The following is a 23,212-nucleotide window of genomic DNA, read 5'->3' on the forward strand; positions in this document are numbered from 1 at the left end:
GAGAGATGACGATGGAACTCGTTATCACGGGTAGCAACAACAAGGTCTCGGTCTCCGACGCCGTGTTCGGCCGCGATTTCAGCGAAGATCTGGTTCACCAGGTCGTCGTCGCCTATCGCAACGCCGGCCGCGCCGGCACCAAGGCGCAGAAGACGCGTTCGGAAGTCAACGGCACCACCAAGAAGTCGAAGAAGCAGAAGGGCGGTGGCGCTCGCCACGGCGCGCTGACCGCTCCGATCTTCGTCGGCGGTGGCGTGACCTTCGCGGCCAAGCCGCGCAGCTTCGAGCAGAAGGTCAACCGCAAGATGTACCGCGCGGCCATCTGCGCGATCCTCTCGGAACTGAACCGTCAGGGCCGCCTGATGGTCGTCGACGCGTTCGACGTCGAGGCCAGCAAGACCAAGGGCCTGGTCGAGAAGCTGAAGGGTCTGGAAGTGGGCAAGCGCCCGCTGATCGTGACCGAAGAAGCGTCCGAGCATCTGTACCTGTCGGCCCGCAACCTTCCCTACGTGGAAGTGCGCGACGTGCAGGGCCTGGATCCGGTGTCGCTGGTCGGGGCCGACACGGTCGTGATCACCGCCGATGCGGTCAAGAAGGTCGAGGAGTGGCTGGCATGAGCAGCAACGAAAAAATCTTCAGCGTGCTGCGCGCTCCGCGTGTCTCCGAAAAGACCGCGCGCCTGCAGGAACTCTCCAATCAGTACGTCTTCGAGATTTCGAACGAAGCCACCAAGGCCGATGTCAAGGCCGCGGTCGAGCAGCTGTTCGACGTCAAGGTCGAGTCGGTCAACGTGTTGAACGTCAAGGGCAAGAACAAGTCCTTCCGTTCGCGCAGCGGTCGTCGCGGCGATTGGCGCAAGGCGTACGTGCGTCTGGCCGAAGGCCAGTCCATCGACGTAACGGCCAAGGCCTGAGGTACATCCCATGCCATTGATGAAATTCAAGCCCACCTCCGCAGGCCGTCGTTCGGCCGTGCGCGTGGTCACGCCCGATCTGCACAAGGGCGCCCCGCACGCTGCACTGGTGGAAAAGCAGAGCAAGTCCGGTGGTCGTAACCACCACGGCCGCATCACCACCCGCCACGTCGGCGGTGGCCACAAGCAGCACTACCGCGTCATCGACTTCAAGCGCAACAAGGAAGGTATCCCGGCGCGCGTGGAGCGGATCGAATACGATCCCAACCGCACCGCCCATATCGCCCTGCTGTGCTACGCCGACGGCGAGCGCCGCTACATCATCGCGCCGAAGGGCCTGAAGGCCGGCGACCAGGTGATCGCGGGTTCGGATGCGCCGATCAAGACCGGCAACACCCTGCCGCTGCGCAACATCCCGGTCGGTACCACCGTCCACGGGATCGAGCTGAAGCCGGGCAAGGGCGCGCAGATCGCGCGTGCCGCCGGCGCCGCGGTGCAGCTGGTCGCGCGTGAAGGCATCTACGCCACCTTGCGTCTGCGCTCCGGCGAAATGCGCAAGGTGCCGTCCGAGTGCCGCGCCACCATCGGCGAAGTCGGCAACGACGAGCACAACCTCGAGAAGCTGGGCAAGGCGGGCGCCAAGCGCTGGCGCGGCGTGCGTCCGACCGTTCGCGGTGCGGCCATGAACCCGGTCGACCACCCGCACGGTGGTGGTGAGGCGAAGGCCGGTCAGGGTAATCCGCATCCGGTCACCCCGTGGGGTGTCCCGACCAAGGGTTACAAGACGCGCCATAACAAGCGCACCGAACAATTCATCGTCCGCGATCGTAGGGGCTAATCGACCATGGCACGTTCACTCAAGAAGGGCCCGTTCGTCGATCACCACCTCGTCAAGAAGGTGGAGGCCGCGGCCGGCAGCAAGCGTCCGATCAAGACCTGGTCGCGACGTTCGATGATCCTGCCGGAGATGGTGGGTTTCACCATCGCCGTGCATAACGGCAAGAACCACGTTCCGGTGCTGGTCAACGAGAACATGGTCGGCCACAAGCTCGGCGAATTTGCCGTCACCCGGACCTTCAAGGGTCACGGTGGCGACAAGAAGTCGGGCCGGTAAGGAGAGATGACGATGGAAGCGAAAGCAATCCTGCGCACCGCGCGCATCTCCCCGCAGAAGGCCCGCCTGGTCGCTGACCAGGTGCGCGGTCTTTCCGCCGAGCGGGCGGTCAACCTGCTGAAGTTCTCGGACAAGAAGGCTGCCCACCTGATCAAGAAGGTGGTGGAGTCGGCGATCGCCAATGCCGAGAACAATCAAGGCGCGGATGTCGACGAGCTGAAGGTCAAGACCATCATGGTTGATGAAGGTCCGACCCTGAAGCGTTTCATGGCGCGGGCGAAAGGCCGCGGTACCCGCATCCTCAAGCGCACCAGCCACATCACTGTGGTTGTGGGCGCCGCCAAGTAAGCGGAAAGGAAAAGACGATGGGTCATAAAGTTCATCCGATCGGAATCCGCCTGGGTATCGCCAAGGACTGGAATTCCAAGTGGTACGCCAACAAGGCCGAGTTCGCCGGTTACCTGGCAGCCGACCTCAAGGTCCGCGAAATGCTGCGCAAGAAGCTGGCGCAGGCGGGCATCAGCAAGATCCTCATCGAGCGTCCGGCCAAGACCGCGCGCGTGACGATCCACACCGCCCGTCCGGGCGTGGTGATCGGCAAGCGCGGTGAGGACATCGAGAAGCTGCGCAAGGAAGTGAGCGAGATGATGGGCGTCCCCGCCCACATCAACGTCACCGAAGTGCGCAAGCCGGAGCTGGATGCGCAGCTGGTCGCCGAGTCGATCGCGCAGCAGCTGGAGCGTCGCATCATGTTCCGCCGCGCGATGAAGCGCTCGGTCGGCAACGCGATGCGCCTGGGTGCCCTGGGCATCAAGGTCAACGTCGCCGGCCGTCTGAACGGTGCGGAAATCGCCCGTTCCGAGTGGTACCGCGAGGGCCGCGTGCCGCTGCACACGTTGCGTGCCGACATCGACTACGGCTTCGCTGAAGCCAAGACGACCTACGGCATCATCGGCATCAAGGTCTGGATCTACAAGGGCGAGATCTTCGATTTCTCCCAGGTTGGCCAGGAAAAGCAGGACGATTCCCCGCGCAACGATCGTAACGATCGCGGCGACCGTGGCGACCGTCCGTCGCGTCCGGCCCGTGAAGCGAGGTAACGGCAATGTTGCAACCCAAGCGAACCAAATACCGCAAGATGCACAAGGGTCGTAACGACGGCCTGGCGTGGAGCGGAAACGCCGTCAGCTTCGGCGAGTACGGGCTGAAGGCCACGGCGCACGGTCAGCTGACCGCGCGCCAGATCGAAGCGGCGCGCCGCTCGATCAGCCGCTACGTCAAGCGCGGAGGCAAGATGTGGATCCGCGTGTTCCCGGACAAGCCGATCACCAAGAAGCCGATCGAAGTGCGAATGGGCTCCGGTAAGGGTAACGTCGAGTACTGGGTCGCGCAGATCCAGCCCGGTCGCATGATCTATGAAATCGAAGGCGTCGGCGAAGATGTCGCGCGCGAGGCGTTCCGCCTGGCCGCTGCCAAGCTTTCGGTGACCACCACCTTCGTGACCCGGACGGTACGCTGATGGATATCAAACAACTCCGCGAGAAGTCGGCCGACGATCTGAAGGCCCACCTGACCGATCTGCGCAAGGAGCAGTTCGCCCTGCGCATGCAGCAGGTCACCGGGCAGCTGCCGAAGACTCACGAAACCCGCCGGGTGCGCCGCGAGATCGCTCGCGTCAAGCACCTGCTCGGCAGCACGAAGTAAGGATGGCCGCGATGAGCGACAATAACGAAAGCAAGACGCTGCGCACGGTCGAAGGCCGTGTGGTCAGCAACAAGATGGACAAGACCGTCACCGTGCTGGTGGAGCGTCAGGTCAAGCATGCGCTGTACGGCAAGTACATCAAGCGCTCGACCAAGCTCCACGCCCACGACGCCGACAACGCCTGCAACGAAGGCGATGTCGTGCGCGTGACCGAGATTGCGCCGATGTCCAAGACCAAGAACTGGCGGGTGGTGGAAATCGTCACCCGCGCGGCCGAATAAGGGAGATCTGAATCATGATCCAGATGCAGAGCTACCTCGACGTCGCCGACAATTCCGGCGCCAAGGAAGTGATGTGCATCAAGGTGCTCGGCGGCTCCAAGCGCCGCTACGCGCACATTGGCGACATCATCAAGGTCACCGTCAAGGACGCGATCCCGCGCGGCAAGGTCAAGAAGGGCGAAGTCTACGACGCCGTCGTCGTGCGTACCCGCAAGGGTGTGCGTCGTCCGGACGGTTCGTTGATCCGCTTCGACGGCAACGCCGCGGTGTTGCTCAACAACAAGCAGGAGCCGATCGGCACGCGCATCTTCGGGCCTGTGACCCGCGAGCTGCGGTCCGAGAAGTTCATGAAGATCGTCTCGCTCGCTCCCGAAGTGCTGTGAGCGGAGGACATACACATGGCTAACCGTATCAAGAAGGGCGACCAGGTCGTCGTCACCACCGGCAAGGACAAGGGCAAGCAGGGCGAAGTCGTCCGCGTCGACGGCGACCGCGTGGTCGTCTCCAACGCGAACATCGTCAAGCGCCACACCAAGCCGAACCCGCAGGCGGGCGTCGCCGGCGGCGTGGTCGAGCGCGAAGCGTCGATCCATATTTCCAACGTGGCGATCGTCAACCCGGCGACGGGCAAGGGCGACCGCGTTGGCTTCAAGGTGCTGGAGGATGGACGCAAACTGCGTGTGTTCCGCTCCAGCGGTGAGGCGCTCGACGCCTGAGGAATGACACAATGACTTCCCGTCTCGAAAAGATCTACAAGGAAGAAGTGGTACCGGCTCTGATGAAGAAGTTCGGTTACACCAATCCGATGGAAGTGCCGAAGCTGGTCAAGGTCACGCTGAACATGGGCGTGGGCGAAGCCGCGACGAACAAGAAGATCCTGGAAAACGCCGTCGCCGACATGGCCAAGGTCTCCGGCCAGAAGCCGGTGGTGACCAAGTCGCGCATCTCGGTGGCGTCGTTCAAGATCCGCGATGGTTGGCCGATCGGCTGCAAGACCACGCTGCGTCGCGCCAAGATGTACGAGTTCCTGGACCGCCTGATCAACATCTCGCTGCCGCGCGTGCGCGACTTCCGTGGTGTCTCGGGTCGTTCGTTCGACGGCCGCGGCAACTTCAACATGGGCGTGAAGGAGCAGATCATCTTCCCGGAAATCGACTTCGACGCCGTCGACGCGATCCGCGGTATGGATATCGCCATCACCACCACCGCCAAGACCGACGCCGAAGCCAAGGCGCTGCTCGAAGCGTTCAAGTTCCCGTTCCGTAACTGATTGACGCCGGGATTCGGGATTCTGGATTCGGGATGGAAGGGCGTCAGGCCCGCCACCCCGGGTTCCGCAGATCTCAAATCCCCAATCTCGAATCCCGAGGATTTACAGATGGCAAAGACCTCCATGGTCAACCGCGACATCAAGCGCAAGAAGCTGGCGAAGAAGTTCGCCGACAAGCGTGATGCGCTGAAGAAGATCATCGCCTCCGGCACCGCCTCGTACGACGAGAAGGCCGAGGCCGTGACCAAGCTGCAGAAGCTGCCGCGCGATTCGTCGCCGAGCCGCCAGCGGACCCGTTGCGAACTGTCCGGCCGCCCGCGTGGCGTCTACGGCAAGTTCGGCCTGGGCCGCAACATGCTGCGCAAGGCGACCATGAACGGCGACGTTCCGGGCCTGCGCAAGGCCAGCTGGTAATGCCAGCGGCGCCGGTCCCGTTCGCGGGGCCGGGCAGGGCGGTCTAGTCGCCCGCGTGTCGTTCAGACAACGAGTCCGACGCAAGTCGGACTTTTTGTCGTATACTCCCGCTCCTTGCCTCGCGGCAGGGACGGGTATGGCAGCCGCCGCGGGTTCCTCCGGCGGTTGCGCGCTTCACCCCCTGCGTCATTCCACCGCTCCACCACACAAGATTTTCGCGAAAGCGGATATCGGTGCACTCAAAGGTAGACACCATGAGCATGACTGATCCCATCGCCGACCTGCTGGTCCGCATCAAGAATGCGGCCGCGGTTGGCAAGCCGACGGTGAAGATGCCGTCCTCCAAGATCAAGGTTGCGATCGCGGAAGTGCTGAAGGCCGAAGGCTACATCAGCGATCTGCGCGTTAACGCGATCGAGAACAACAAGTCCGAACTGGAAATCGTGCTGAAGTATTTCGAGGGCCGTCCGGTCATCGATACGCTCAAGCGCGTTTCGCGTTCGGGTCTGCGCCAGTATCGCGGCAAGACCGAGCTGCCGAAGGTTCTCGGCGGTCTGGGCGTTGCCATCATTTCCACGTCCAAGGGCATCATGACCGATGCGCAGGCCCGTCAGGCCGGCGTCGGTGGCGAAGTCCTGTGCTTCGTGGCCTAAGGGAAGGAGTACTCACATGTCCCGCGTAGCCAAGAAGCCGATCTCCCTCCCGAAGGGCGTCGAACTCACCGTCCAGGCCGATCAGGTCAGCGTCAAGGGCCCGAAGGGCACCCTGTCGCTGCCGAAGCCGGCCGGCGTCGAAATCAAGCAGGAAAACGGTGTCGCCACGCTGTCGGCGAACGATCCGTCGCACATCGCCATCACCGGCACCGTTCGCGCCATCCTGGCGAACATGGTGCAGGGCGTGTCCGCGGGCTTCGAGCGCAAGCTCGAGCTGGTGGGCGTCGGCTACCGTGCCACGATGCAGGGCAAGGACCTGAGCCTGGCGCTCGGTTTCTCGCACCCGATCGTGTTCAGCGCGCCGGAAGGCATCACCCTGGCCGCTCCGACCCAGACCGAGATCCTGGTGCAGGGCGCCGACAAGCAGCGCGTCGGCGAAGTCGCCGCCAAGATCCGCGGTTTCCGTCCGCCGGAGCCCTACAAGGGCAAGGGTGTGAAGTACGCCGGTGAAGCCATCATTCGCAAGGAAGCCAAGAAGGCCTAAGGCAGGTCCTTCTGCGAGGAGCCCGGCCATCCATGGCCGGACTCTCCACTGCAAAAGCCTGTTCCCCTTCAGCTTTCCTAGGACACATACCATGAGCATCAACAAGAACATCGCCCGCCTGCGTCGCGCCAAGTCGACCCGCGCCCACATCCGCGAGCTCGGCGTCGCCCGCCTGTCGGTGCTGCGCACCGGCCAGCACCTGTACGCGCAGGTCTTCACCGCCGACGGCTCCAAGGTCCTCGCCGCGGCGAACACCCTGCAGGCCGACGTCAAGGACGGCCTGAAGAACGGCAAGAACAGCGACGCCGCCGCCAAGGTCGGCAAGCTGATCGCCGAGCGCGCCAAGGCCGCGGGCGTCGAGAAGGTCGCCTTCGACCGCTCGGGCTACCGCTACCACGGCCGCATCAAGGCGCTGGCCGACGCCGCGCGCGAAGGCGGCCTGCAGTTCTGATCCTTGCGGGCGCGGCGATGCCGCGTCCGTCCCGCCGATGCGGGCTGCATCGGACCTTGGCGCGCCTTCTGCGCGCGTCCGGGGAACACGGCTCCAGACCACAACCACAAGCGGCAACGAAGCCGTAAATCTTTTCCTCTATCAAGGACATCACAATGGCTGAAGAACAGCGGGCACCGCGGGGTCGTGATCGCGACCGCAACCGCGAAGAGAAAGTCGACGACGGCATGATCGAGAAGCTGGTCGCGGTCAACCGCGTCAGCAAGACGGTCAAGGGCGGTCGCCAGTTCACCTTCACCGCGCTGACCGTGGTCGGCGACGGCAACGGCAAGATCGGCTTCGGTTACGGCAAGGCGCGCGAAGTGCCGGTCGCGATCCAGAAGTCGATGGAGTATGCGCGCAAGGGCATGCTCAACATCGATCTGAACAACGGCACCCTGTGGCACCCGGTGAAGTCCGGCCACGGCGCGGCGCGCGTGTTCATGATGCCGGCCTCGGAAGGTACCGGCGTGATCGCCGGCGGCGCGATGCGCGCCGTGCTGGAAGCGGTGGGCGTGAAGAACGTGCTGGCTAAGGCCGTCGGTTCGCGCAACCCGATCAACCTGGTGCGCGCCACCCTGCGCGGCCTGGAAGACATGCAGTCGCCGGCCCGCATCGCGGCCAAGCGCGGCAAGAAGGTGGAGGATCTGACCCATGGCTAATGAATCCACCAAGACCGTCAAGGTGCGCCTGGTGCGCGGCCTGCGTGGTACCCAGTCGCGTCACCGCCTGTCGGTGCGTGCCCTGGGCCTGAACAAGCTCAACGATGTGCGCGAACTGAAGGACAGCCCGCAAGTGCGCGGCCTGATCAACAAGGTTCAGTACCTCGTCCAGGTTGAGGAGTAATCGACCATGACTTTGCATCTGAATGATCTGAAGCCCGCGCCGGGCGCGCGTACCGAGCGCACCCGCGTCGGTCGCGGCATCGGTTCTGGTCTCGGCAAGACCGCCGGCCGCGGCCACAAGGGTTCGTTCGCGCGCAAGGGCGGCGGCAAGATCAAGGCCGGCTTCGAAGGCGGCCAGACCCCCATGCAGCGCCGTCTGCCGAAGATCGGCTTCCGTTCGAAGATGGCCAAGGACACCGCCGAAGTGCTGTCCTACCAGCTCGACAACCTGCCGGCCGGCGAGATCGATTTCGCTGCGCTGCGCGCCGCGAAGCTGGTCCCGAGCACCGCGAAGAAGGCCAAGGTGGTCCTGAAGGGCGAACTGACCAAGAAGTTCGTGCTGAAGGGCGTTGCGGCGACCGCCGGTGCCAAGGCGGCAATCGAAGCTGCCGGCGGCAGCGTGCAGGAGTAACACGCAGATGGCGCAGGCTGGCATGGGTAACCTCGGCGGCGGGCTCGGCAAGTTCACGGAACTTCGCCAGCGCCTGTTGTTCGTTCTCGGCGCATTGATCGTCTATCGCATCGGCTGCTACGTGCCGGTGCCGGGCGTCAATCCCGAAGCCATGCTTGCGCTGATGCAGGCGCAGGGCGGCGGCATCGTGGACATGTTCAACATGTTCTCGGGCGGCGCCCTGCACCGTTTCAGCATCTTCGCGCTGAACGTGATGCCGTACATCTCGGCGTCGATCGTGATCCAGCTGGCCACGCACATCTTTCCGTCGCTGAAGGCGATGCAGAAGGAAGGCGAGTCGGGCCGGCGCAAGATCACCCAGTATTCGCGCATCGGCGCAGTACTGCTGGCGGTGGTGCAGGGCGGCAGTATCGCCCTGGCGCTGCAGAACCAGACCGCACCCGGCGGCGCGCCGGTGGTGTACGCCCCCGGCATGGGCTTCGTGCTCACCGCGGTGATCGCGTTGACCGCCGGCACCATCTTCCTGATGTGGGTCGGCGAGCAGGTGACCGAGCGCGGCATCGGCAACGGCGTCTCGCTGATCATCTTCGCCGGCATCGTTGCCGGCCTGCCGGCGGCGGCGATCCAGACCGTGGAAGCCTACCGCGACGGCAACATGAGCTTCATCTCGCTGTTGCTGATCATCCTGACCATCCTCGCCTTCACCCTGTTCGTGGTGTTCGTCGAGCGCGGACAACGACGGATCACGGTGAACTACGCGCGCCGCCAGGGCGGTCGCAACGCGTACATGAACCAGACCTCGTTCCTGCCGCTGAAGCTCAACATGGCCGGCGTGATTCCGCCGATCTTCGCCTCGAGCATCCTCGCCTTCCCGGCGACGCTGTCGATGTGGTCGGGCCAGGCCGCTTCCAACAGCACGTTCGGTATGTGGCTGCAGCGCATCGCCAACGCGCTGGGCCCGGGCGAGCCGGTGCACATGATCGTGTTCGCCGCGCTGATCATCGGCTTCGCGTTCTTCTATACCGCGCTGGTGTTCAACTCGCAGGAAACCGCGGACAACCTGAAGAAGTCCGGCGCGCTGATTCCGGGCATCCGTCCGGGCAAGGCCACCGCCGACTATGTCGACGGCGTGCTGACCCGCCTGACCGCGGCCGGCTCGGTGTACCTGGTGATCGTGTGCCTGCTGCCGGAAGTGATGCGCGCCCAGCTCGGCACCTCGTTCCACTTCGGCGGCACCTCGCTGCTGATCGCGGTCGTGGTGGTGATGGACTTCATCGCGCAGATCCAGGCGCACCTGATGTCGCACCAGTACGAAAGCCTGTTGAAGAAGGCCAACCTCAAGGGTGGCTCGCGCGGCGGCGGTTTTGCCCGCGGTTGATTGCTATACTGTTTGAATCCTTCCGCGAAGACGCCCCCGGATCCCGGGCGCAGTCTTCCGACTTGAAGGGCGGCCCGTGCAGCGGTCTCGTGCGTGGGTGAGACGTGGTGGTCCTGCGCTGGAGTAGCGCGGGCGGCAAGGTGGATACATCGCCTCGCCAACGACGTCCGGCGCCGGAGCATGGGCACACTCCCCATGCCGGGCTTGCGGAACCTTGCGGTTCCGCGGGCTTCCATGTAACCCGAGACCTTGCTAGACTTACAAGTTCACTTTTTGATCCATCCTGCCGGATGGCGCCGTGGTGCGCCGTCGGGCCATCACTCAGTTGGAGAACCGCGTCATGGCGCGTATTGCAGGCGTCAACCTGCCAGCCCAGAAGCACGTCTGGGTCGGGTTGCAAAGCATCTACGGCATCGGCCGTACCCGTTCGAAGAAGGTCTGCGAAGCCGCAGGCGTGACCTCGACCACCAAGATCCGCGACCTGTCCGAGCCGGAAATCGAGCGCCTGCGTCTCGAAGTCGGCAAGTACATCGTCGAAGGCGACCTGCGTCGCGAAATCGGCATCGCCATCAAGCGACTGATGGACCTGGGCTGCTACCGCGGCCTGCGTCACCGTCGTGGCCTGCCCCTGCGCGGTCAGCGCACCCGTACCAACGCCCGCACCCGCAAGGGTCCGCGCAAGGCGATCAAGAAGTAAGGGACCGACATGGCTAAGCCCGCAGCAGCAAAGACCAAGAAGAAGATCAAGCGCGTCGTCACCGACGGCGTCGCCCACGTCCACGCTTCGTTCAACAACACCATCGTGACCATCACCGACCGTCAGGGCAATGCGTTGTCCTGGGCGACCTCCGGTGGCGCCGGTTTCCGCGGTTCGCGCAAGTCCACGCCGTTCGCGGCGCAGGTGGCCGCCGAGAAGGCCGGGCGCGCTGCGCTCGACTACGGCGTGAAGTCGCTGGAAGTGCGCATCAAGGGCCCGGGTCCGGGTCGCGAGTCCGCCGTCCGTTCGTTGAACAACGTCGGATACAAGATCACCAACATCATCGACGTGACGCCGATCCCGCACAACGGGTGCCGTCCGCCGAAGAAGCGTCGCGTCTAAAGGAGCGATAAGAAATGGCTCGTTATATCGGTCCTACCTGTAAGCTCGCGCGCCGCGAAGGCGCCGATCTTTCCCTCAAGAGCCCGGCGCGTGCGCTGGACTCCAAGTGCAAGCTGGAGCAGAAGCCCGGCCAGCACGGCGCGACCGCCCGCAAGGGCAAGCTGTCCGACTACGCCACCCAGCTGCGCGAGAAGCAGAAGGTCAAGCGTATCTACGGTCTGCTGGAGCGTCAGTTCCGCAACTACTACAAGAAGGCCTCGACCAAGAAGGGCAACACCGGCGAGAACCTGCTGCAGCTGCTGGAAACCCGCCTGGACAACGTCGTCTACCGCATGGGCTTCGCCGTCACCCGTCCGGCCGCGCGCCAGCTGGTGTCGCACCGCGGCGTGCTGGTCAACGGCAAGTCGGTGAACCTGGCCTCGTACCAGGTCAAGGCCGGCGACGCGATCGCCCTGTCGGAAAAGGCGCAGAAGCAGCTTCGCGTGCAGGAAGCGCTGACCGTTGCCGAAACGCACGACCTGAACCCGTCGTGGGTCGAGGTCGATTCGAAGAAGTTCAGCGGCATCTTCAAGGCCGTGCCGGACCGTGCGGACCTGCCTGCCGACATCAACGAAGCGCTGATCGTCGAGTTGTATTCGAAGTAATCACATCGGAGAGCCTCCGGTCCACGGAGGCTCGTCAGGAGAACCCGCAACATGACGGTTACCGCCAACCAGGTTCTGCGCCCGCGTGGGCCGCAGATCGAACGCCTTACCGACAACCGCGCCAAGGTCGTGATCGAGCCCTTGGAGCGCGGGTATGGGCATACGCTGGGCAACGCCCTGCGTCGCGTGCTGCTGTCCTCGATTCCCGGCTTCGCGATCACCGAAGTCGAGATCGACGGCGTGCTGCACGAGTACACCACGGTCGAAGGGCTGCAGGAGGACGTGCTGGAAGTCCTGCTGAACCTCAAGGACGTGGCCATCCGCATGCATACCGGTGACAGCGCCACGCTGTCGCTGTCCAAGCAGGGGCCGGGCACGGTCACTGCCGCCGACATCAAGACCGACCACAACGTCGAGATCCTCAACAACGACCACGTGATCTGCCACCTGACCAAGGACACGGCGATCAACATGCGTCTGAAGATCGAGCGTGGCTTCGGCTATCAGCCGGCCGCCGCGCGCCGCCGTCCGGACGAAGAGACCCGCACCATCGGTCGCCTGGTCCTGGACGCCTCGTTCTCGCCGGTGCGCCGCGTCGCCTACGCGGTCGAATCGGCCCGCGTCGAGCAGCGTACCGACCTGGACAAGCTGGTCCTGGACATCGAAACCAACGGCACGATCGATGCCGAGGAAGCCGTGCGCACCGCCGCCGACATCCTCAGCGACCAGCTGTCGGTGTTCGGCGACTTCACCCATCGCGACCGTGGCGCGGCCAAGCCGGCCAGCAACGGCGTGGATCCGGTGCTGCTGCGTCCGATCGACGATCTGGAACTGACCGTGCGTTCGGCCAACTGTCTGAAGGCCGAGAGCATCTACTACATCGGCGATCTGATCCAGAAGACCGAAGTCGAGCTGCTCAAGACCCCGAACCTGGGCAAGAAGTCGCTCACCGAGATCAAGGAAGTGCTGGCCCAGCGTGGCCTGTCGCTCGGCATGAAGCTGGAGAACTGGCCGCCGGCCGGCGTCGCCCAGCACGGCATGCTCGGCTGAGTTTTGCGCATCCGGCCGGTGCCGCAAGGCATCGGCCGCGTGTCGTTCGCTTCATCAGCATCACCACGTCGACGGGTCGCCAAGCCCGCGGCGTCGCCCGGTCAGGGACGGCCGGCACGGACCATCCGCAGTCCACTTTCAACGCCAGGACGGCGACAGCGATCTCCAACAGTCACACTCTTCCATAGGAATCCCAACCCATGCGTCACCAGAAATCCGGCCGCAAGTTCAGCCGCACCAGCGCCCACCGCGAAGCGATGTTCAAGAACATGGCGGCGTCGCTGATCAAGCACGAGCTGATCAAGACCACCCTGCCGAAGGCCAAGGAACTGCGCCGCGTCGCCGAGCCGCTGATCACCCTGGCCAAGGTCGACAACGTCGCCAACCGCCGCCTGGCGTTCGCCCGCCTGCGCGACAAGGAAGCGGTCGGCACCCTGTTCACCACGCTGGGCCCGCGCTACCAGGCGCGCCCGGGCGGCTACCTGCGCATCCTCAAGTGCGGCTTCCGTGCCGGCGACAACGCGCCGATGGCGTACGTCGAGCTGGTCGATCGCCCGGCCGTGGCCGAGGAAGTGGCCGAGTAATCGGTTCGCATCTGCAGCATCAAGAAGCCCGGCATGTCCGGGCTTTTTGTTTTTGGGGGATCGCGGAGTCGGGCTTGGGGACGGGGAGAGCGCAGTCGCGGCGCGGGCTGGGGCGGCGGACAGCGCCATGACACATGGTGATGGAGCGCACGATCGCGGATAATGCGTGGATCGTCGATGCGAGTTCGAGTCCGATGAATCCATTACGTTGGGGTTTCCGCGCGCAGTTTCTGCTCGGCTTTCTGATCTGTGCCGGCCTGCTGGGCTATGCGATCTTCGTGCAGCTGCAGCTGGGCATCGAACCGTGCCCGCTGTGTATCTTCCAGCGCATCGCGTTCGCCGCACTGGGCGTGCTGTTCCTGCTCGGTGCCCTGCACGGGCCGCGCAGCGCCGGCGGGCGCAAGATTTATGGCGTCCTGGCGTTCCTGGCCGCGCTCGTGGGCGCCGGCATCTCCACCAAGCATGTCTCGGTGCAGCTGTTCCCGGACCCGATGGCGTCCTGCGGCCCGCCGCTGAGTTTCCTGCGCGAGACCATGGGGCCGTTCGAGGTGCTGCGCCGGGTGCTGACCGGAACCGGCGACTGCGGCAACATCGACTGGCGCTTCCTCGGCCTGTCGATGCCGATGTGGTGCCTGATCTGCTTCGTGTTGCTGGGGGTGTTCGCGCTGTATGCGGGCTTCAAGAGCCGCAAGCGCACGTTGATCTGAGCATGCGCCTGCTGCGCGTCGATCGCCCGGCCTGACCGGGCGCCTGGCGGCAGCGTTGCTGGGCGGTGCCGCGGTCACGCCGGGAAGCGTCGGCGCTCGCTGTCGTCGCGTACAGGTCGCCCTGCGATCCTGCCGACCTACTTGGCTGGCGCCTCCATCGCTGGCGCGAGACCGGCCTGCGCAGGCGCCTTCGCAGCCTTCGGCAGGACCTGGGCGAGAAACGCCGCCACCGGTGTTGCCCACACCGACGGATCGGCCTGGGCGAAGCTCTTGTGGCCATCGTCGCCGAACGGCGGCAGGTCGACGAAGGTCACCGGCGGCGTCGAGCCGGCGCGGTAGGCGGCGTACATGCGGTGCGCCAGGTCGCGCCGGAAGAAGTGATCGTTTTCGGCGTACAGCCATAGCTGCGGCAGCATATTCGCCGCGCCCAGCGTCTTCTCCGCCCCGACCAGGCGGTCCTCGCCGGCGCAGATGAACTCCTTGCCGTTGCTGCCGCGCCCGCCGGCGAAGCTGATCACGCCACGCACGCCGGGTGGCGGCGCATCGGCCAGCGCCACCGCGCCGAGGCCGCCGGCGGACTGGCCGACCACGACGATGCGCTGCGGGTCCACGTCGGGAAGGCGAGCGGCGGCGTCGACGATTGCCGCCTCGGCCGCCGCGATCCTGCGCCCGGCGACGACGAAATCGACGTCGTGGCAGTTGCCTGCGCCTTCCAGGTAGCTGCCGCTGGAACTGCCGTAGCCAGGCCGCAGCGCCAGCACCACCATGTAGCCACGGGCGGCGAACCAGCGCGCGGCGCGGGCGAAGCCGAGGCGGGTGTCGGCGAGCTTGCGCTTGTCCGCGGGCGTGCCGTGGTGGATGACGATCAGCGGGAACGGACCGTGGCCCGTGGGGCGATACACGCGCGCGGCGAGATCGTAGCCGACGCCTTCTAAGACCACCGGCATCCGGAAGTCCGTAACGCGCTTGGCATGCACCGGCAATGGCGCAACGCAGGCGAGAAGGGTGGCCGCGAAGGCGGCGAACAGGTGCTGGCGCATGTGCGAAACCTGCCTGGACGGGCGTGGCAACGCGTCGTGGCGGTTCGTGTGCGATCGGCGTGCCGTGTGGCGCTGCCTCCGCTGGCGATCCCACGGCCACGACGCGGCGCGCGGCTTCGCTGTCCTGCTGGACGTGCCTTGGTCGGGTGGTCCGGATGCATCTTACCCGGCGATTGGCGGCGGCCCCTCGACCGATCGGTAGCGGCTTCCTGGCCACCGTTGCGTTTGCATCACTCCGCCACAACCGCCGTCATCCATCGTGTCGTGGCCTGCGGCACGTCGCGCGACATGCCGCAGGCCGCCGTCAGGGACTTGCTCAGAAGTCCTGCTGCAGGCTCAGGTAGACGCCGCGGCGCGGCGCCCACTGCGGCGCGAACACACCGATGCCGCCGCCGTCGCGCAACTGGTAGTGGCGGTCGAGCACGTTGAGCACGGCCAGCTGTGCGTGCAGCGGGTGGCTGCTGGCCAGGGCGAAGTCGTGGCCGGCGCTGAGGTTGAGCTGGAAGTACGCCGGCAGCTCGCCGCCATTGGGCACGCCGTCGGCGTCGGTGCGCAGGCCGCTGCCGAACAGGTAGTCGGCGCCGATGCGGCTGTCGTCGGCCAGGGCGTAGTTGATGCCGCCGGAGGAGGTCAGCTTCTGGTCGTGGTCCAGGTGGATCCAGTGGTCGTAGGCGTAGGCCAGCGCGTCCGGGTCGAAGTTGTACAGGCTGGTCATCACCCGCTTGCCCATGGCCTTGCTGTAGGCCGCGTTGAAGTAGGCGTTGATCGGGCCGTTGCTGTAGTCGGCGCTGAACTCGGCGCCGCGGATGCGGCCGTAGCGGTAGTTGAAGGTGGAGTAGACGTAGGCGGCGCCGAACTGGCCTTCGTCCTGCAGGCGATCGGCCTTGCGGTAGTAGGTGTCCAGGCCCAGGGTCAGGTGGTCGCCGACCATCTGCGAGATGCCCAGGTCGTAGTAGTCGCTGCGCTCGCTCAGCGGCTTGGTCGGGCCACCCGCCGCCGACTGCTGGTTGGTGGTGCCGTCGTACAGGGCGATGTCGCTGGTGGAGATCAGCTCGGTGGCCGGCGGGGTGAAGTAGCGCGCATAGCCGGCGTGCAGGGTGGTGCTGTCGCTGGCGTGCCAGACCACGCCCAGGCGCGGGCTGAGCTGGCCCTCGGTGGTGCCGAAGGCCTTGTAGCGGTCGCCACGCACGCCGTAGTTGATGGTCCAGGCGTCGCTCGGCTGCCACTCGTCCTGCAGGTAGACCGCGTAGGTGCTGGCGTGGAAGCGGCTGCTGTCGGGAATGAACAGCGGCACGTCGCTGCTCTGGCTGCCGTCGTCGTTGGCCGGGAACACATAGGCGTTGTTGCTGGCGTTGGCGTGTTCGAAGTTGCCGTACACGCCGTAGCGCAAGGTGTGGGTGCTGCCCCACGGCGTGGAGAAGTCGGCCTGCAGGGTGCTGGCACGGTTGGCGCGCTGCACCTGCGAGGCGATGCCGTTGAAGATCAGGTCGCCGGCGATGTCCGGGGAGAAGGCGACGCTGCTGTAGCGCTGGCCGGCCGACAGCTGGTAGCTGGTGTCGCCGAGTGCGCCCTGCAGCACCAGGGTGCCGAAGCGGGTGTTCTCGCGCTGGTTCTCGTCGAGCTGCGCCGAATCGAAGGTACTGGTGCCCTGGTAGGTGAAGGCCGGCGTCTGCCCCGGGTTGTTGGGGATCTGGAAGCGGTTGTTGGCGTAGCCGACCAGCAGGCTGAGCCGGGTGTTCTCGTTCAGCAGATAGCTGAGGTCGGCGAAGCCCTTGCCCTGGTGGGTCTTGTCGTGGATCGGGTTGTCGCTGTCGGTCGGGTTCTCCATGCCGATGCGGTTCTGCAGGTAGTTGCCGCTGGCGAACCAGCTGAAGCGGCCGTCGCTGCCCCACCACGAGGCGTTGGGGTTGAGCGTGCCGTAGGAGCCGCCGGTGATGCCGACGCTGCCGCCGTTGCCCAGTTCCACGCCGTTCTTGGTGGTGATGTCGACCACCGCCGCGGTGCGGTCGCCGAACTGCGCCGGCAGCGCGCCGTCGAGCAGGCGGATGTTCTTGATCGTGCGCGGATCCAGGGTCTGGCCGAAGCCGGAGATGGATTCGGGGATCATCACGCCGTTGATGCGGTACTGCAGGTTGGCGTGGTCGCCGCGCACATGGATGCCGCCATAGGAATCCTGGACCACGCCCGGTGCCTGCAGCAGCACCTGGTTGAGCGGGGTGGAAGCGCCCAGCGGCAGGCGCGCGATGTCCTCGGCGCTGATCGCGTACTGGCTGCTGCCGATGTCCGGCGACAGCGCGTTGCGCGCGGCTTCCAGCTTGGCGGTGACGGTGACCGGATCGAGATCGACGGTCGGCTCGGCGGCAGCGCTGCTGTCGGCGGCGGTATCCGCAGCGAGGGCGAGGCCGGGGGCGACCAGGAGGATCAGGGCGATGGCGGAGGAGAGGGGGCGACGTGTCATGGCGAGGTGGACCGAATGGAAAGGAATTGTTACTTAATAACAGTGTGCTTTCGCAAAAACGCCGGCGTAGGCCGGAAGTCATGGTGGCATCGCGATGTTGCTTGCCGTTCATGTCCTGGCGCTGCCAGCGTGACCGGCGTGCGGCGCTATGCGGCGCGCCCCGGCTCTGCGAACATCGCACACTGCCAAGGAGTCCTTTCATGAATCTGTCCGCCGCCGCCGTGTCCGCATCCGCCTCGTCGTCCTGGTCACCTGCCAGTTGGCGTGACAGGCCGGCGCTGCAGATGCCGGTGTATCCGGACCCGCAGGCGCTGGAGACCGCGCTGACGGAACTGCGGCAGTTGCCGCCGCTGGTGACCTCCTGGGAGATCTTCGCGCTGAAGAAGCAGCTGGCCGAGGCGCAGGAAGGCAAGCGCTTCCTGCTGCAGGGCGGCGATTGCGCGGAGAACTTCAGCGATTGCGAATCCGGCACCATCTCCAACCGGCTCAAGGTGCTGCTGCAGATGAGCCTGGTGCTGGTGCACGGCCTGCGCCTGCCGGTGGTGCGGGTCGGTCGCTACGCCGGGCAGTACGCCAAGCCGCGCTCGGCCGATACCGAGACCCGCGAGGGCGTGACCCTGCCCAGCTACCGCGGCGACGTGGTCAATGGCCCGGAGTTCACCGCGCAGGCGCGGGTGCCGGACCCGCGGCGCATGATCACCGCGCACTCGCGTTCGGCGATGACCATGAACTTCGTGCGCGCGCTGATCGACGGCGGCTTCGCGGATCTGCACCATCCCGAGTACTGGAACCTGAGCTGGGTCGGCTGCTCGCCGCTGGCCGAGGACTACCAGAAGATGGTGGCCTCGATCGGCGATGCGGTGCGCTTCATGGAGACCCTGTCCGGCGCGCAGCTGTACAACCTCAATCGCGTCGATTTCTACACCTCGCACGAGGCCTTGCTGCTGCCCTACGAGGAAGCGCTGACCCGCGAGGTCCCGCGGCAGTGGGGCTGGTTCAACCTCAGCACGCACTATCCGTGGATCGGCATGCGCACCGCGGCGCTGGACGGCGCGCATGTGGAGTACTTCCGTGGTATCCGCAATCCGATCGCGATCAAGGTCGGGCCGTCGGCGCAGCCGGACCAGTTGCTGCGCCTGATCGACGTGCTCAATCCGGAAGACGAGCCGGGCCGGCTGACCTTCATCCACCGCATGGGCGCGGCGCAGATCGCCGAGAAGCTGCCGCCGCTGCTGGACGCGGTGAAGCGCGACGGCCGCCGCGTGCTGTGGGTGTGCGATGCGATGCACGGCAACACCGAAAGCACCAGCAACGGCTACAAGACCCGGCGCTACCAGAACGTCCTGGGCGAGGTGGAGCAGTCGTTCGACATCCACGCCGCGGCCGGCACCCGCCTGGGCGGCGTGCATCTGGAACTGACCGGCGAGGACGTCACCGAGTGCACCGGCGGCGCGCGCGAACTCACCGAGCGCGACCTGGAGCGGGCCTACCGTTCCAGCGTCGACCCGCGCCTGAACTACGAGCAGTCGCTGGAGATCGCGATGGCGATCGTGCGCAAGCAGAACGGACGCAACGTCGCCACGCCGCTGGCGTAGTCGGTTGGTGTAGTCCGCGGCGCGTGCCGCTGCCGCATGTGCGGCGCCTTGTCGTGCCGTTGCCCGAGGGCTGCGGCATCGCTGCGTGCGATGCCGCGCGTCGGCTTCGCGTCGCCGGCGACATGCGCCGCTTTTCGGAAGCGTTTGCACGCGCGCCTGTATGCCAGGCGGCTGCCGTCGCCCGGCGCCGCCGCGCGTGCTCGACATCGTGCTAATCCCTCCACTGCCAGACTGTCGCGACTCCTCCCCCCGACAAAGGAGCGCATCTTGACCCTCGATCTTCACTGGGTGCCCTGGCGTGCCTATACGCTGCCGATCGGCGCCGCGCTGATTCTCGGTTTCCTGGCCTGGTGGCTGTTGCTGCGCATCGCCCAGCGCATGCGCGGCCGCGACTACCGGCGTGCGCGCATCGTGCGCGTGATCAGCGTGCCGGTCGCCTTCCTGCTGCCGATGCTGATGCTCAGCTTCGCGCTCGAATCCACGCCGCTGGACGAGAAGGCGCTGACCGACCTGCAGCACCTGCTGCACATCGGCATGATCGGCTGCGTGACCTGGCTGCTGGTGCGCGGCGTGGCGGCGCTGGAAACGGCGATCCTGCGCAGCCATCCGATCGAGGTGGCGGACAACCTCACCGCACGCCGCGTGCAGACCCAGACCCGGGTGCTGGCGCGGGTGGCGATGGGCACGATCATCCTGGTGGGCACCTCGATCGTGCTGCTGACCTTCCCGGCGGTGCGGCAGATCGGCACCACCTTGCTGGCCTCGGCCGGCATCATCGGCCTGGTCGCCGGTATCGCCGCCAAGCCGGTGTTCGGCAACCTGATCGCCGGCCTGCAGATCGCGCTGACCCAGCCGATCCGTCTCGACGACGTGGTCATCGTCGAAGGCGAGTGGGGCCGCATCGAGGAGATCGGCAGTTCCTACGTGGTGGTGCGGATCTGGGACGAGCGGCGCATGGTGGTGCCGCTGACCTGGTTCATCGAGAACCCATTCCAGAACTGGACGCGCAACAGCGCCGACCTGCTCGGCACCGCGTTCCTGTGGCTGGACTACCGCACGCCGATCGCACAGGTGCGCGCCGAGCTGGAGCGCATCTGCAAGAGCGAGCCGCTGTGGGACGGGCGGGTCTGCGTGACCCAGGTGACCGACACCAGCGAGCGCACGATCCAGGTACGCCTGCTGGTCAGTGCCCGCAACTCCGGCGACGCCTTCGACCTGCGCTGCATCGTGCGCGAACGCATGCTGGATTTCCTGGTGCGCGAGCATGCCTACGCGTTGCCGCTGCTGCGCGCGGAAGTGGCGCCGGAGCCCGTGCGGCTGTCGCACCCGCCGGTGCGCGCCAGCGACTCGGAGGCGATGCGTTCGCCCGGTGCGGAGGATGGGGCGCCGGCCGCGCCTGTTCCGGTGCAACGCGATCCCGCGTGAACCGCTGCGCCGGGCGCTAGGACAGGGGAGGCCGCGGCCGGCGCTGAGCATGCCGGTCGCGACGATTGAACAAGCGCGTCAGTTGGACTGCACTTCCCAGAGCTGGTTGACGTTGCCGAGGCATTCCCACATCTGCACTCCCGCGCCGTTGCGGGTACCGCCGGCAGAATCGTCCAGGCACTTGCCGTGCAGTTCGCTGCGGATCTGGCCGCGGATCCGCCATGCCTGCGCGGGCATCCCCGTGCACGCAGCCATGCGAATGCCAGTGCCATTCTGGGTGGCATTCGCTGCCTCCAGGCAGTTGCCGCCATAGCCCACGATCGCGCCGTTCTTGCTGAGTTGCCACACCTGGTTCTTGGTGCCGTTGCAATCCCAGATCTGCACCGGTGTTCCAGGGGTGGTGCTGAATTCCGGCACATCCAGGCAGCGTCCGGTGGAGACCCGGATTTCGCCGCTTGTGGGATTGAACGACCAGCGCTGGTTGGCACCGCTGAGGTTGTCCCACAGTTGCAGTGGGGCGCCGTTGTCCGAGCGGGCCGATGCCACGTCCAGCACCTTGCCGCCGGTCGCGATGAGCGAGGCGTTGGTGAAGTACCAGCCCTGGTTCGAGGTGTTCAGCGATTGGTAGAGCTGGATCGGCGCACCGTTGCTCTGGCTGACGCCGGTGATGTCGAGGACCTTGTCGGTGCCGTAACTCCGCAGACTGCGAGTGCCCGCCTGGAGTCCCCATTTCTGCTGGCGCAGCCCGTTGCAGCTCCAGACCTGGATGGCGGAAGTATTGGCGGTCGCGCCATCCCGGACATCCAGACATTTCCCGGACGGGCCCATGATCTGTCCGGGCGAACTGGAATCATCCAGCGGCACCACGGTCTGCCGATACTGGACGACGTTGGGGACCGTGGTGAGGAAGGCGCGGGCGTTGTCGGCCTGGTCCGGCACGCCGCAGGGTTGTCCGTTGCAGGTGCTGATCGCCGGCGACGAGTACACCAGGATCTCGCTCTGCCCATTGACCGCGTAGGCCATCGTGGTGTGGAAGCTGCCGGTGTCGCTGCGGTGGCCGAAATTGAAACCGGGCTCCTGGCCGGTTTCGTGCTGGTGGCCGGAGCCGAGCAAATGGCCGAATTCGTGGGCGAGGGTGCCGCGGGTGCAGTAGTAGCCGCCGTCCACACCGTCGGAGATCACCGCGTATCCCCAGCGCGAATCGGTGCCGCCGGATTGCCAGGCGACGCCGCAACTCTGTTGCGAATTGTTGAAGCGCCGCACCAGGCCGACCATGTCGGCGCCGAGGCGGTCGCGCGCATCATGCAGCGGCACCAGCGCCGCGGCGGTGGCCTGGCTGACGCCAGTGAGTTCGTCGAGGGTGCCGTCGTTGAGCGTATTGTCGGGGTAGTCGACCTGCACCGTCCCGACCAGGCGATAGCGCACATTGATGTTGGCGTTGGCGAAGGACTGGTTCGCCGTCTCCACCATGTTGGTGAGTACGGTATCGATCGCCGTGATGCCGCCGCGGTAGTCGCGATAGCCGGGCGTATAGCCGAGCAGCACGTCGATCGTATTGGTCGAGGTGCTGCCCGCCTGCGCGTTGACCTGCGCCAGGCTGCTGTACCCGGCGATATAGCCCTGCGCGGTGTCGCCGGCGCGGAGCTGGATGACAGAATCGGCCAGTCGCCGCCCATCCGCGTGGCTTCCGGCGGAATGCAGGTCGGCGCTGGCGGCCGCCATGATGTAAGGCATCCCGCCGATGGTGGTGATCTGGTAGGTCATGCCATCAATGGTGCCCAGCGATCCGAACACTGCGTCCTTGCCGAAACTGATGACCGTCTCGTTGCCGACCGGTTGGCCATCCACCCGGCCGACCCAGGTCCAAATGCCGCGCTTGGCATCGCGTCGGCTCTGATAGGTGATCTGCAGGTTTTTGCCGTCCGGCGTCGGTATCGTCATCGTGCCGTCGACGCTGGCCTTGACGGCATGCGCCTCGCTGACGGTGATGGGATACAGGGCGAACGCGCCGTCGTGTCCGGTCGGGGTGCGGCTGGTGTACTGGATCAGTGCGCCGCTGTCCTGCGCGTCGAACAGGGACGCGCGCTGAGCGGCGGCCATTGGCGGCGCGGTGGTGGCCGCCGCGGACGCGTGCTTGCCGGCCGAGGTGGCGCTGTGTGTGTGATCGATGGCGCCGCCGCAGGCGCTCAGGCCGGTGCAAAGTAGCGCCGCCACACTCCAACCCATCGCTTTCGCGATTCGCATTGTCGATTCCCCTGAGTTGATCTCCGCCATCGGTCTGTTGGGGATGGCGTGCGTTCCGGGGTGTCCGGAACTAGTCAATGGTCAGAATCGACTGTGTTGGACAATTCTGTAGACAATTTCGAGGAAAGATCGCGTTGCGGGGATTGTGCCCAGAAGTACCGTGGATGACATCACAAATCCATCCGGCGGACATCTGTCGGCTGACGTGTTCTGTCGATCAAGATGGGAGGGTTTTGAAACGGCATGTCCTCCGACCTCGCGGTGTGGCGAGGCCGGGGTCATCGGGACGATGTACCTTGGACGGGGGCG

The 23,212-nt window shown here is 65.7% G+C and carries 31 protein-coding genes; 28 read left to right on the plus strand and 3 right to left on the minus strand.

Annotated features, from left to right (window positions below):
- The first annotated feature begins 11 nt into the window (after positions 1–11).
- The 26 genes from rplD to SLW52_RS02335 all read left to right on the plus strand — a co-directional run bounded on the left by rplD (position 12) and on the right by SLW52_RS02335 (position 14,141).
- Positions 12–617 (plus strand): 50S ribosomal protein L4, encoded by a 606-nt coding sequence (gene rplD, locus SLW52_RS02210; RefSeq protein WP_010341591.1) that lies wholly within the window; start codon positions 12–14, stop codon positions 615–617.
- Positions 614–913 carry a 50S ribosomal protein L23 gene (gene rplW / locus SLW52_RS02215; RefSeq protein ID WP_010341592.1) on the plus strand — a complete coding sequence of 100 codons (300 nt, stop codon included), beginning with the start codon at positions 614–616 and terminating at the stop codon, positions 911–913. The genes rplD and rplW overlap by 4 nt, the downstream gene beginning before the upstream one ends.
- A 10-nt stretch (positions 914–923) precedes the next feature.
- Positions 924–1,751: a 50S ribosomal protein L2 gene (rplB, locus tag SLW52_RS02220; RefSeq protein WP_010341593.1), complete on the plus strand. Its 828-nt coding sequence runs from the start codon at positions 924–926 to the stop codon at positions 1,749–1,751.
- A gap of 6 nt (positions 1,752–1,757) precedes the next feature.
- Positions 1,758–2,027, plus strand: coding sequence for a 30S ribosomal protein S19 (rpsS, locus tag SLW52_RS02225; RefSeq protein ID WP_010341594.1), 270 nt, complete (start codon positions 1,758–1,760; stop codon positions 2,025–2,027).
- A 12-nt stretch (positions 2,028–2,039) separates the two neighbouring features.
- Positions 2,040–2,375, plus strand: a complete 336-nt coding sequence (rplV, locus tag SLW52_RS02230; RefSeq protein ID WP_003470663.1) for a 50S ribosomal protein L22 — start codon at positions 2,040–2,042, stop codon at positions 2,373–2,375.
- 17 nt (positions 2,376–2,392) lie between these two features.
- A complete protein-coding gene (gene rpsC / locus SLW52_RS02235; RefSeq protein ID WP_010341595.1) occupies positions 2,393–3,127 on the plus strand; it encodes a 30S ribosomal protein S3 in 735 nt (244 codons plus the stop codon).
- A 5-nt stretch (positions 3,128–3,132) separates the two neighbouring features.
- Entirely contained in the window at positions 3,133–3,546 is a 414-nt protein-coding gene (rplP, locus tag SLW52_RS02240) for a 50S ribosomal protein L16 (RefSeq protein WP_003470657.1), read from the plus strand.
- Positions 3,546–3,731, plus strand: a complete 186-nt coding sequence (rpmC, locus tag SLW52_RS02245) for a 50S ribosomal protein L29 (protein ID WP_010341597.1) — start codon at positions 3,546–3,548, stop codon at positions 3,729–3,731. The genes rplP and rpmC overlap by 1 nt, the downstream gene beginning before the upstream one ends.
- Before the next feature lie 11 nt (positions 3,732–3,742).
- Positions 3,743–4,012, plus strand: a complete 270-nt coding sequence (rpsQ, locus tag SLW52_RS02250; RefSeq protein ID WP_010341599.1) for a 30S ribosomal protein S17 — start codon at positions 3,743–3,745, stop codon at positions 4,010–4,012.
- Positions 4,013–4,026: 14 nt separating this feature from the next.
- Positions 4,027–4,395 carry a 50S ribosomal protein L14 gene (gene rplN / locus SLW52_RS02255; RefSeq protein WP_003486699.1) on the plus strand — a complete coding sequence of 123 codons (369 nt, stop codon included), beginning with the start codon at positions 4,027–4,029 and terminating at the stop codon, positions 4,393–4,395.
- A 15-nt stretch (positions 4,396–4,410) separates the two neighbouring features.
- Entirely contained in the window at positions 4,411–4,728 is a 318-nt protein-coding gene (gene rplX / locus SLW52_RS02260; protein ID WP_043093029.1) for a 50S ribosomal protein L24, read from the plus strand.
- Positions 4,729–4,739: 11 nt separating this feature from the next.
- A complete protein-coding gene (rplE, locus tag SLW52_RS02265) occupies positions 4,740–5,282 on the plus strand; it encodes a 50S ribosomal protein L5 (RefSeq protein WP_010341606.1) in 543 nt (180 codons plus the stop codon).
- A gap of 108 nt (positions 5,283–5,390) precedes the next feature.
- Positions 5,391–5,696, plus strand: a complete 306-nt coding sequence (gene rpsN, locus SLW52_RS02270; protein ID WP_010341607.1) for a 30S ribosomal protein S14 — start codon at positions 5,391–5,393, stop codon at positions 5,694–5,696.
- Positions 5,697–5,950: 254 nt separating this feature from the next.
- Positions 5,951–6,349 carry a 30S ribosomal protein S8 gene (gene rpsH, locus SLW52_RS02275; protein ID WP_010340446.1) on the plus strand — a complete coding sequence of 133 codons (399 nt, stop codon included), beginning with the start codon at positions 5,951–5,953 and terminating at the stop codon, positions 6,347–6,349.
- A gap of 16 nt (positions 6,350–6,365) precedes the next feature.
- Complete coding sequence (rplF, locus tag SLW52_RS02280) at positions 6,366–6,893, plus strand: 50S ribosomal protein L6 (RefSeq protein WP_017908703.1); 528 nt, start codon at positions 6,366–6,368, stop codon at positions 6,891–6,893.
- A gap of 91 nt (positions 6,894–6,984) precedes the next feature.
- Positions 6,985–7,344, plus strand: coding sequence for a 50S ribosomal protein L18 (rplR, locus tag SLW52_RS02285; RefSeq protein WP_010340448.1), 360 nt, complete (start codon positions 6,985–6,987; stop codon positions 7,342–7,344).
- Between the two features lie 155 nt (positions 7,345–7,499).
- A complete protein-coding gene (gene rpsE / locus SLW52_RS02290) occupies positions 7,500–8,045 on the plus strand; it encodes a 30S ribosomal protein S5 (RefSeq protein WP_010340449.1) in 546 nt (181 codons plus the stop codon).
- Positions 8,038–8,229 carry a 50S ribosomal protein L30 gene (rpmD, locus tag SLW52_RS02295; protein ID WP_010340450.1) on the plus strand — a complete coding sequence of 64 codons (192 nt, stop codon included), beginning with the start codon at positions 8,038–8,040 and terminating at the stop codon, positions 8,227–8,229. The genes rpsE and rpmD overlap by 8 nt, the downstream gene beginning before the upstream one ends.
- Before the next feature lie 6 nt (positions 8,230–8,235).
- Entirely contained in the window at positions 8,236–8,679 is a 444-nt protein-coding gene (rplO, locus tag SLW52_RS02300) for a 50S ribosomal protein L15 (RefSeq protein ID WP_010340451.1), read from the plus strand.
- Positions 8,680–8,686: 7 nt separating this feature from the next.
- Positions 8,687–10,057: a preprotein translocase subunit SecY gene (secY, locus tag SLW52_RS02305; RefSeq protein ID WP_295935124.1), complete on the plus strand. Its 1,371-nt coding sequence runs from the start codon at positions 8,687–8,689 to the stop codon at positions 10,055–10,057.
- Positions 10,058–10,397: 340 nt separating this feature from the next.
- Complete coding sequence (gene rpsM / locus SLW52_RS02310; RefSeq protein ID WP_010340453.1) at positions 10,398–10,754, plus strand: 30S ribosomal protein S13; 357 nt, start codon at positions 10,398–10,400, stop codon at positions 10,752–10,754.
- Positions 10,755–10,763: 9 nt separating this feature from the next.
- Positions 10,764–11,156, plus strand: a complete 393-nt coding sequence (gene rpsK / locus SLW52_RS02315; RefSeq protein WP_003470632.1) for a 30S ribosomal protein S11 — start codon at positions 10,764–10,766, stop codon at positions 11,154–11,156.
- 14 nt (positions 11,157–11,170) lie between these two features.
- A complete protein-coding gene (rpsD, locus tag SLW52_RS02320; protein WP_010340454.1) occupies positions 11,171–11,800 on the plus strand; it encodes a 30S ribosomal protein S4 in 630 nt (209 codons plus the stop codon).
- A 51-nt stretch (positions 11,801–11,851) separates the two neighbouring features.
- Positions 11,852–12,850, plus strand: coding sequence for a DNA-directed RNA polymerase subunit alpha (rpoA, locus tag SLW52_RS02325; RefSeq protein ID WP_010340455.1), 999 nt, complete (start codon positions 11,852–11,854; stop codon positions 12,848–12,850).
- Between the two features lie 200 nt (positions 12,851–13,050).
- The gene (gene rplQ / locus SLW52_RS02330; RefSeq protein WP_010340456.1) at positions 13,051–13,434 is read left to right on the plus strand and encodes a 50S ribosomal protein L17; all 384 of its coding nucleotides are present in this window, start codon (positions 13,051–13,053) and stop codon (positions 13,432–13,434) included.
- A gap of 194 nt (positions 13,435–13,628) precedes the next feature.
- Positions 13,629–14,141, plus strand: coding sequence for a disulfide bond formation protein B (locus SLW52_RS02335; protein WP_295971051.1), 513 nt, complete (start codon positions 13,629–13,631; stop codon positions 14,139–14,141).
- Between the two features lie 137 nt (positions 14,142–14,278).
- Here SLW52_RS02335 and SLW52_RS02340 read toward each other — a convergent pair whose 3' ends face one another.
- Both SLW52_RS02340 and SLW52_RS02345 read right to left on the minus strand, forming a co-directional pair.
- A complete protein-coding gene (locus tag SLW52_RS02340) occupies positions 14,279–15,181 on the minus strand; it encodes a CocE/NonD family hydrolase (RefSeq protein ID WP_320739519.1) in 903 nt (300 codons plus the stop codon).
- Between the two features lie 316 nt (positions 15,182–15,497).
- Positions 15,498–17,639, minus strand: coding sequence for a TonB-dependent receptor (locus SLW52_RS02345; RefSeq protein WP_152182221.1), 2,142 nt, complete (start codon positions 17,637–17,639; stop codon positions 15,498–15,500).
- A 200-nt stretch (positions 17,640–17,839) separates the two neighbouring features.
- Between SLW52_RS02345 and SLW52_RS02350 the strand changes: the two genes are divergently transcribed.
- Together SLW52_RS02350 and SLW52_RS02355 are read left to right on the plus strand one after the other, a co-directional pair.
- Complete coding sequence (locus SLW52_RS02350) at positions 17,840–19,234, plus strand: 3-deoxy-7-phosphoheptulonate synthase class II (protein ID WP_152182220.1); 1,395 nt, start codon at positions 17,840–17,842, stop codon at positions 19,232–19,234.
- 267 nt (positions 19,235–19,501) lie between these two features.
- Complete coding sequence (locus tag SLW52_RS02355) at positions 19,502–20,659, plus strand: mechanosensitive ion channel domain-containing protein (RefSeq protein ID WP_295935128.1); 1,158 nt, start codon at positions 19,502–19,504, stop codon at positions 20,657–20,659.
- A 78-nt stretch (positions 20,660–20,737) separates the two neighbouring features.
- Here the strand turns inward: SLW52_RS02355 and SLW52_RS02360 are convergent, their stop codons facing one another.
- Positions 20,738–22,933 carry a ricin-type beta-trefoil lectin domain protein gene (locus SLW52_RS02360; protein WP_295935129.1) on the minus strand — a complete coding sequence of 732 codons (2,196 nt, stop codon included), beginning with the start codon at positions 22,931–22,933 and terminating at the stop codon, positions 20,738–20,740.
- Positions 22,934–23,212 lie beyond the last annotated feature (279 nt).

The organism is Xanthomonas sp. LF02-5, assembly GCF_034105325.1.
GTDB lineage: Bacteria > Pseudomonadota > Gammaproteobacteria > Xanthomonadales > Xanthomonadaceae > Xanthomonas_A > Xanthomonas_A sontii.

Excerpts from the sequence above, each read along its gene's own strand:
- rplQ (WP_010340456.1), top strand. The coding sequence starts at position 13,051 with ATGCGTCACCAGAAATCCGGCCGCAAGTTCAGCCGCACCAGCGCCCAC.
- rpsN (WP_010341607.1), top strand. The coding sequence starts at position 5,391 with ATGGCAAAGACCTCCATGGTCAACCGCGACATCAAGCGCAAGAAGCTG.
- rplX (WP_043093029.1), top strand. The coding sequence starts at position 4,411 with ATGGCTAACCGTATCAAGAAGGGCGACCAGGTCGTCGTCACCACCGGC.
- rpsM (WP_010340453.1), top strand. The coding sequence starts at position 10,398 with ATGGCGCGTATTGCAGGCGTCAACCTGCCAGCCCAGAAGCACGTCTGG.
- SLW52_RS02335 (WP_295971051.1), top strand. The coding sequence starts at position 13,629 with ATGAATCCATTACGTTGGGGTTTCCGCGCGCAGTTTCTGCTCGGCTTT.
- rplP (WP_003470657.1), top strand. The coding sequence starts at position 3,133 with ATGTTGCAACCCAAGCGAACCAAATACCGCAAGATGCACAAGGGTCGT.
- rplN (WP_003486699.1), top strand. The coding sequence starts at position 4,027 with ATGATCCAGATGCAGAGCTACCTCGACGTCGCCGACAATTCCGGCGCC.
- SLW52_RS02345 (WP_152182221.1), bottom strand. The coding sequence starts at position 17,639 with ATGACACGTCGCCCCCTCTCCTCCGCCATCGCCCTGATCCTCCTGGTC.
- SLW52_RS02360 (WP_295935129.1), bottom strand. The coding sequence starts at position 22,933 with ATGGCGGAGATCAACTCAGGGGAATCGACAATGCGAATCGCGAAAGCG.
- rpsS (WP_010341594.1), top strand. The coding sequence starts at position 1,758 with ATGGCACGTTCACTCAAGAAGGGCCCGTTCGTCGATCACCACCTCGTC.
- rplO (WP_010340451.1), top strand. The coding sequence starts at position 8,236 with ATGACTTTGCATCTGAATGATCTGAAGCCCGCGCCGGGCGCGCGTACC.
- rpsC (WP_010341595.1), top strand. The coding sequence starts at position 2,393 with ATGGGTCATAAAGTTCATCCGATCGGAATCCGCCTGGGTATCGCCAAG.
- rpsE (WP_010340449.1), top strand. The coding sequence starts at position 7,500 with ATGGCTGAAGAACAGCGGGCACCGCGGGGTCGTGATCGCGACCGCAAC.
- rplD (WP_010341591.1), top strand. The coding sequence starts at position 12 with ATGGAACTCGTTATCACGGGTAGCAACAACAAGGTCTCGGTCTCCGAC.
- rpsH (WP_010340446.1), top strand. The coding sequence starts at position 5,951 with ATGAGCATGACTGATCCCATCGCCGACCTGCTGGTCCGCATCAAGAAT.
- rpoA (WP_010340455.1), top strand. The coding sequence starts at position 11,852 with ATGACGGTTACCGCCAACCAGGTTCTGCGCCCGCGTGGGCCGCAGATC.
- rpmC (WP_010341597.1), top strand. The coding sequence starts at position 3,546 with ATGGATATCAAACAACTCCGCGAGAAGTCGGCCGACGATCTGAAGGCC.
- rplB (WP_010341593.1), top strand. The coding sequence starts at position 924 with ATGCCATTGATGAAATTCAAGCCCACCTCCGCAGGCCGTCGTTCGGCC.
- rplW (WP_010341592.1), top strand. The coding sequence starts at position 614 with ATGAGCAGCAACGAAAAAATCTTCAGCGTGCTGCGCGCTCCGCGTGTC.
- rpsD (WP_010340454.1), top strand. The coding sequence starts at position 11,171 with ATGGCTCGTTATATCGGTCCTACCTGTAAGCTCGCGCGCCGCGAAGGC.
- rplF (WP_017908703.1), top strand. The coding sequence starts at position 6,366 with ATGTCCCGCGTAGCCAAGAAGCCGATCTCCCTCCCGAAGGGCGTCGAA.
- rpmD (WP_010340450.1), top strand. The coding sequence starts at position 8,038 with ATGGCTAATGAATCCACCAAGACCGTCAAGGTGCGCCTGGTGCGCGGC.
- SLW52_RS02340 (WP_320739519.1), bottom strand. The coding sequence starts at position 15,181 with ATGCGCCAGCACCTGTTCGCCGCCTTCGCGGCCACCCTTCTCGCCTGC.
- rpsK (WP_003470632.1), top strand. The coding sequence starts at position 10,764 with ATGGCTAAGCCCGCAGCAGCAAAGACCAAGAAGAAGATCAAGCGCGTC.
- rplV (WP_003470663.1), top strand. The coding sequence starts at position 2,040 with ATGGAAGCGAAAGCAATCCTGCGCACCGCGCGCATCTCCCCGCAGAAG.
- rpsQ (WP_010341599.1), top strand. The coding sequence starts at position 3,743 with ATGAGCGACAATAACGAAAGCAAGACGCTGCGCACGGTCGAAGGCCGT.
- rplE (WP_010341606.1), top strand. The coding sequence starts at position 4,740 with ATGACTTCCCGTCTCGAAAAGATCTACAAGGAAGAAGTGGTACCGGCT.
- rplR (WP_010340448.1), top strand. The coding sequence starts at position 6,985 with ATGAGCATCAACAAGAACATCGCCCGCCTGCGTCGCGCCAAGTCGACC.
- SLW52_RS02350 (WP_152182220.1), top strand. The coding sequence starts at position 17,840 with ATGAATCTGTCCGCCGCCGCCGTGTCCGCATCCGCCTCGTCGTCCTGG.
- secY (WP_295935124.1), top strand. The coding sequence starts at position 8,687 with ATGGCGCAGGCTGGCATGGGTAACCTCGGCGGCGGGCTCGGCAAGTTC.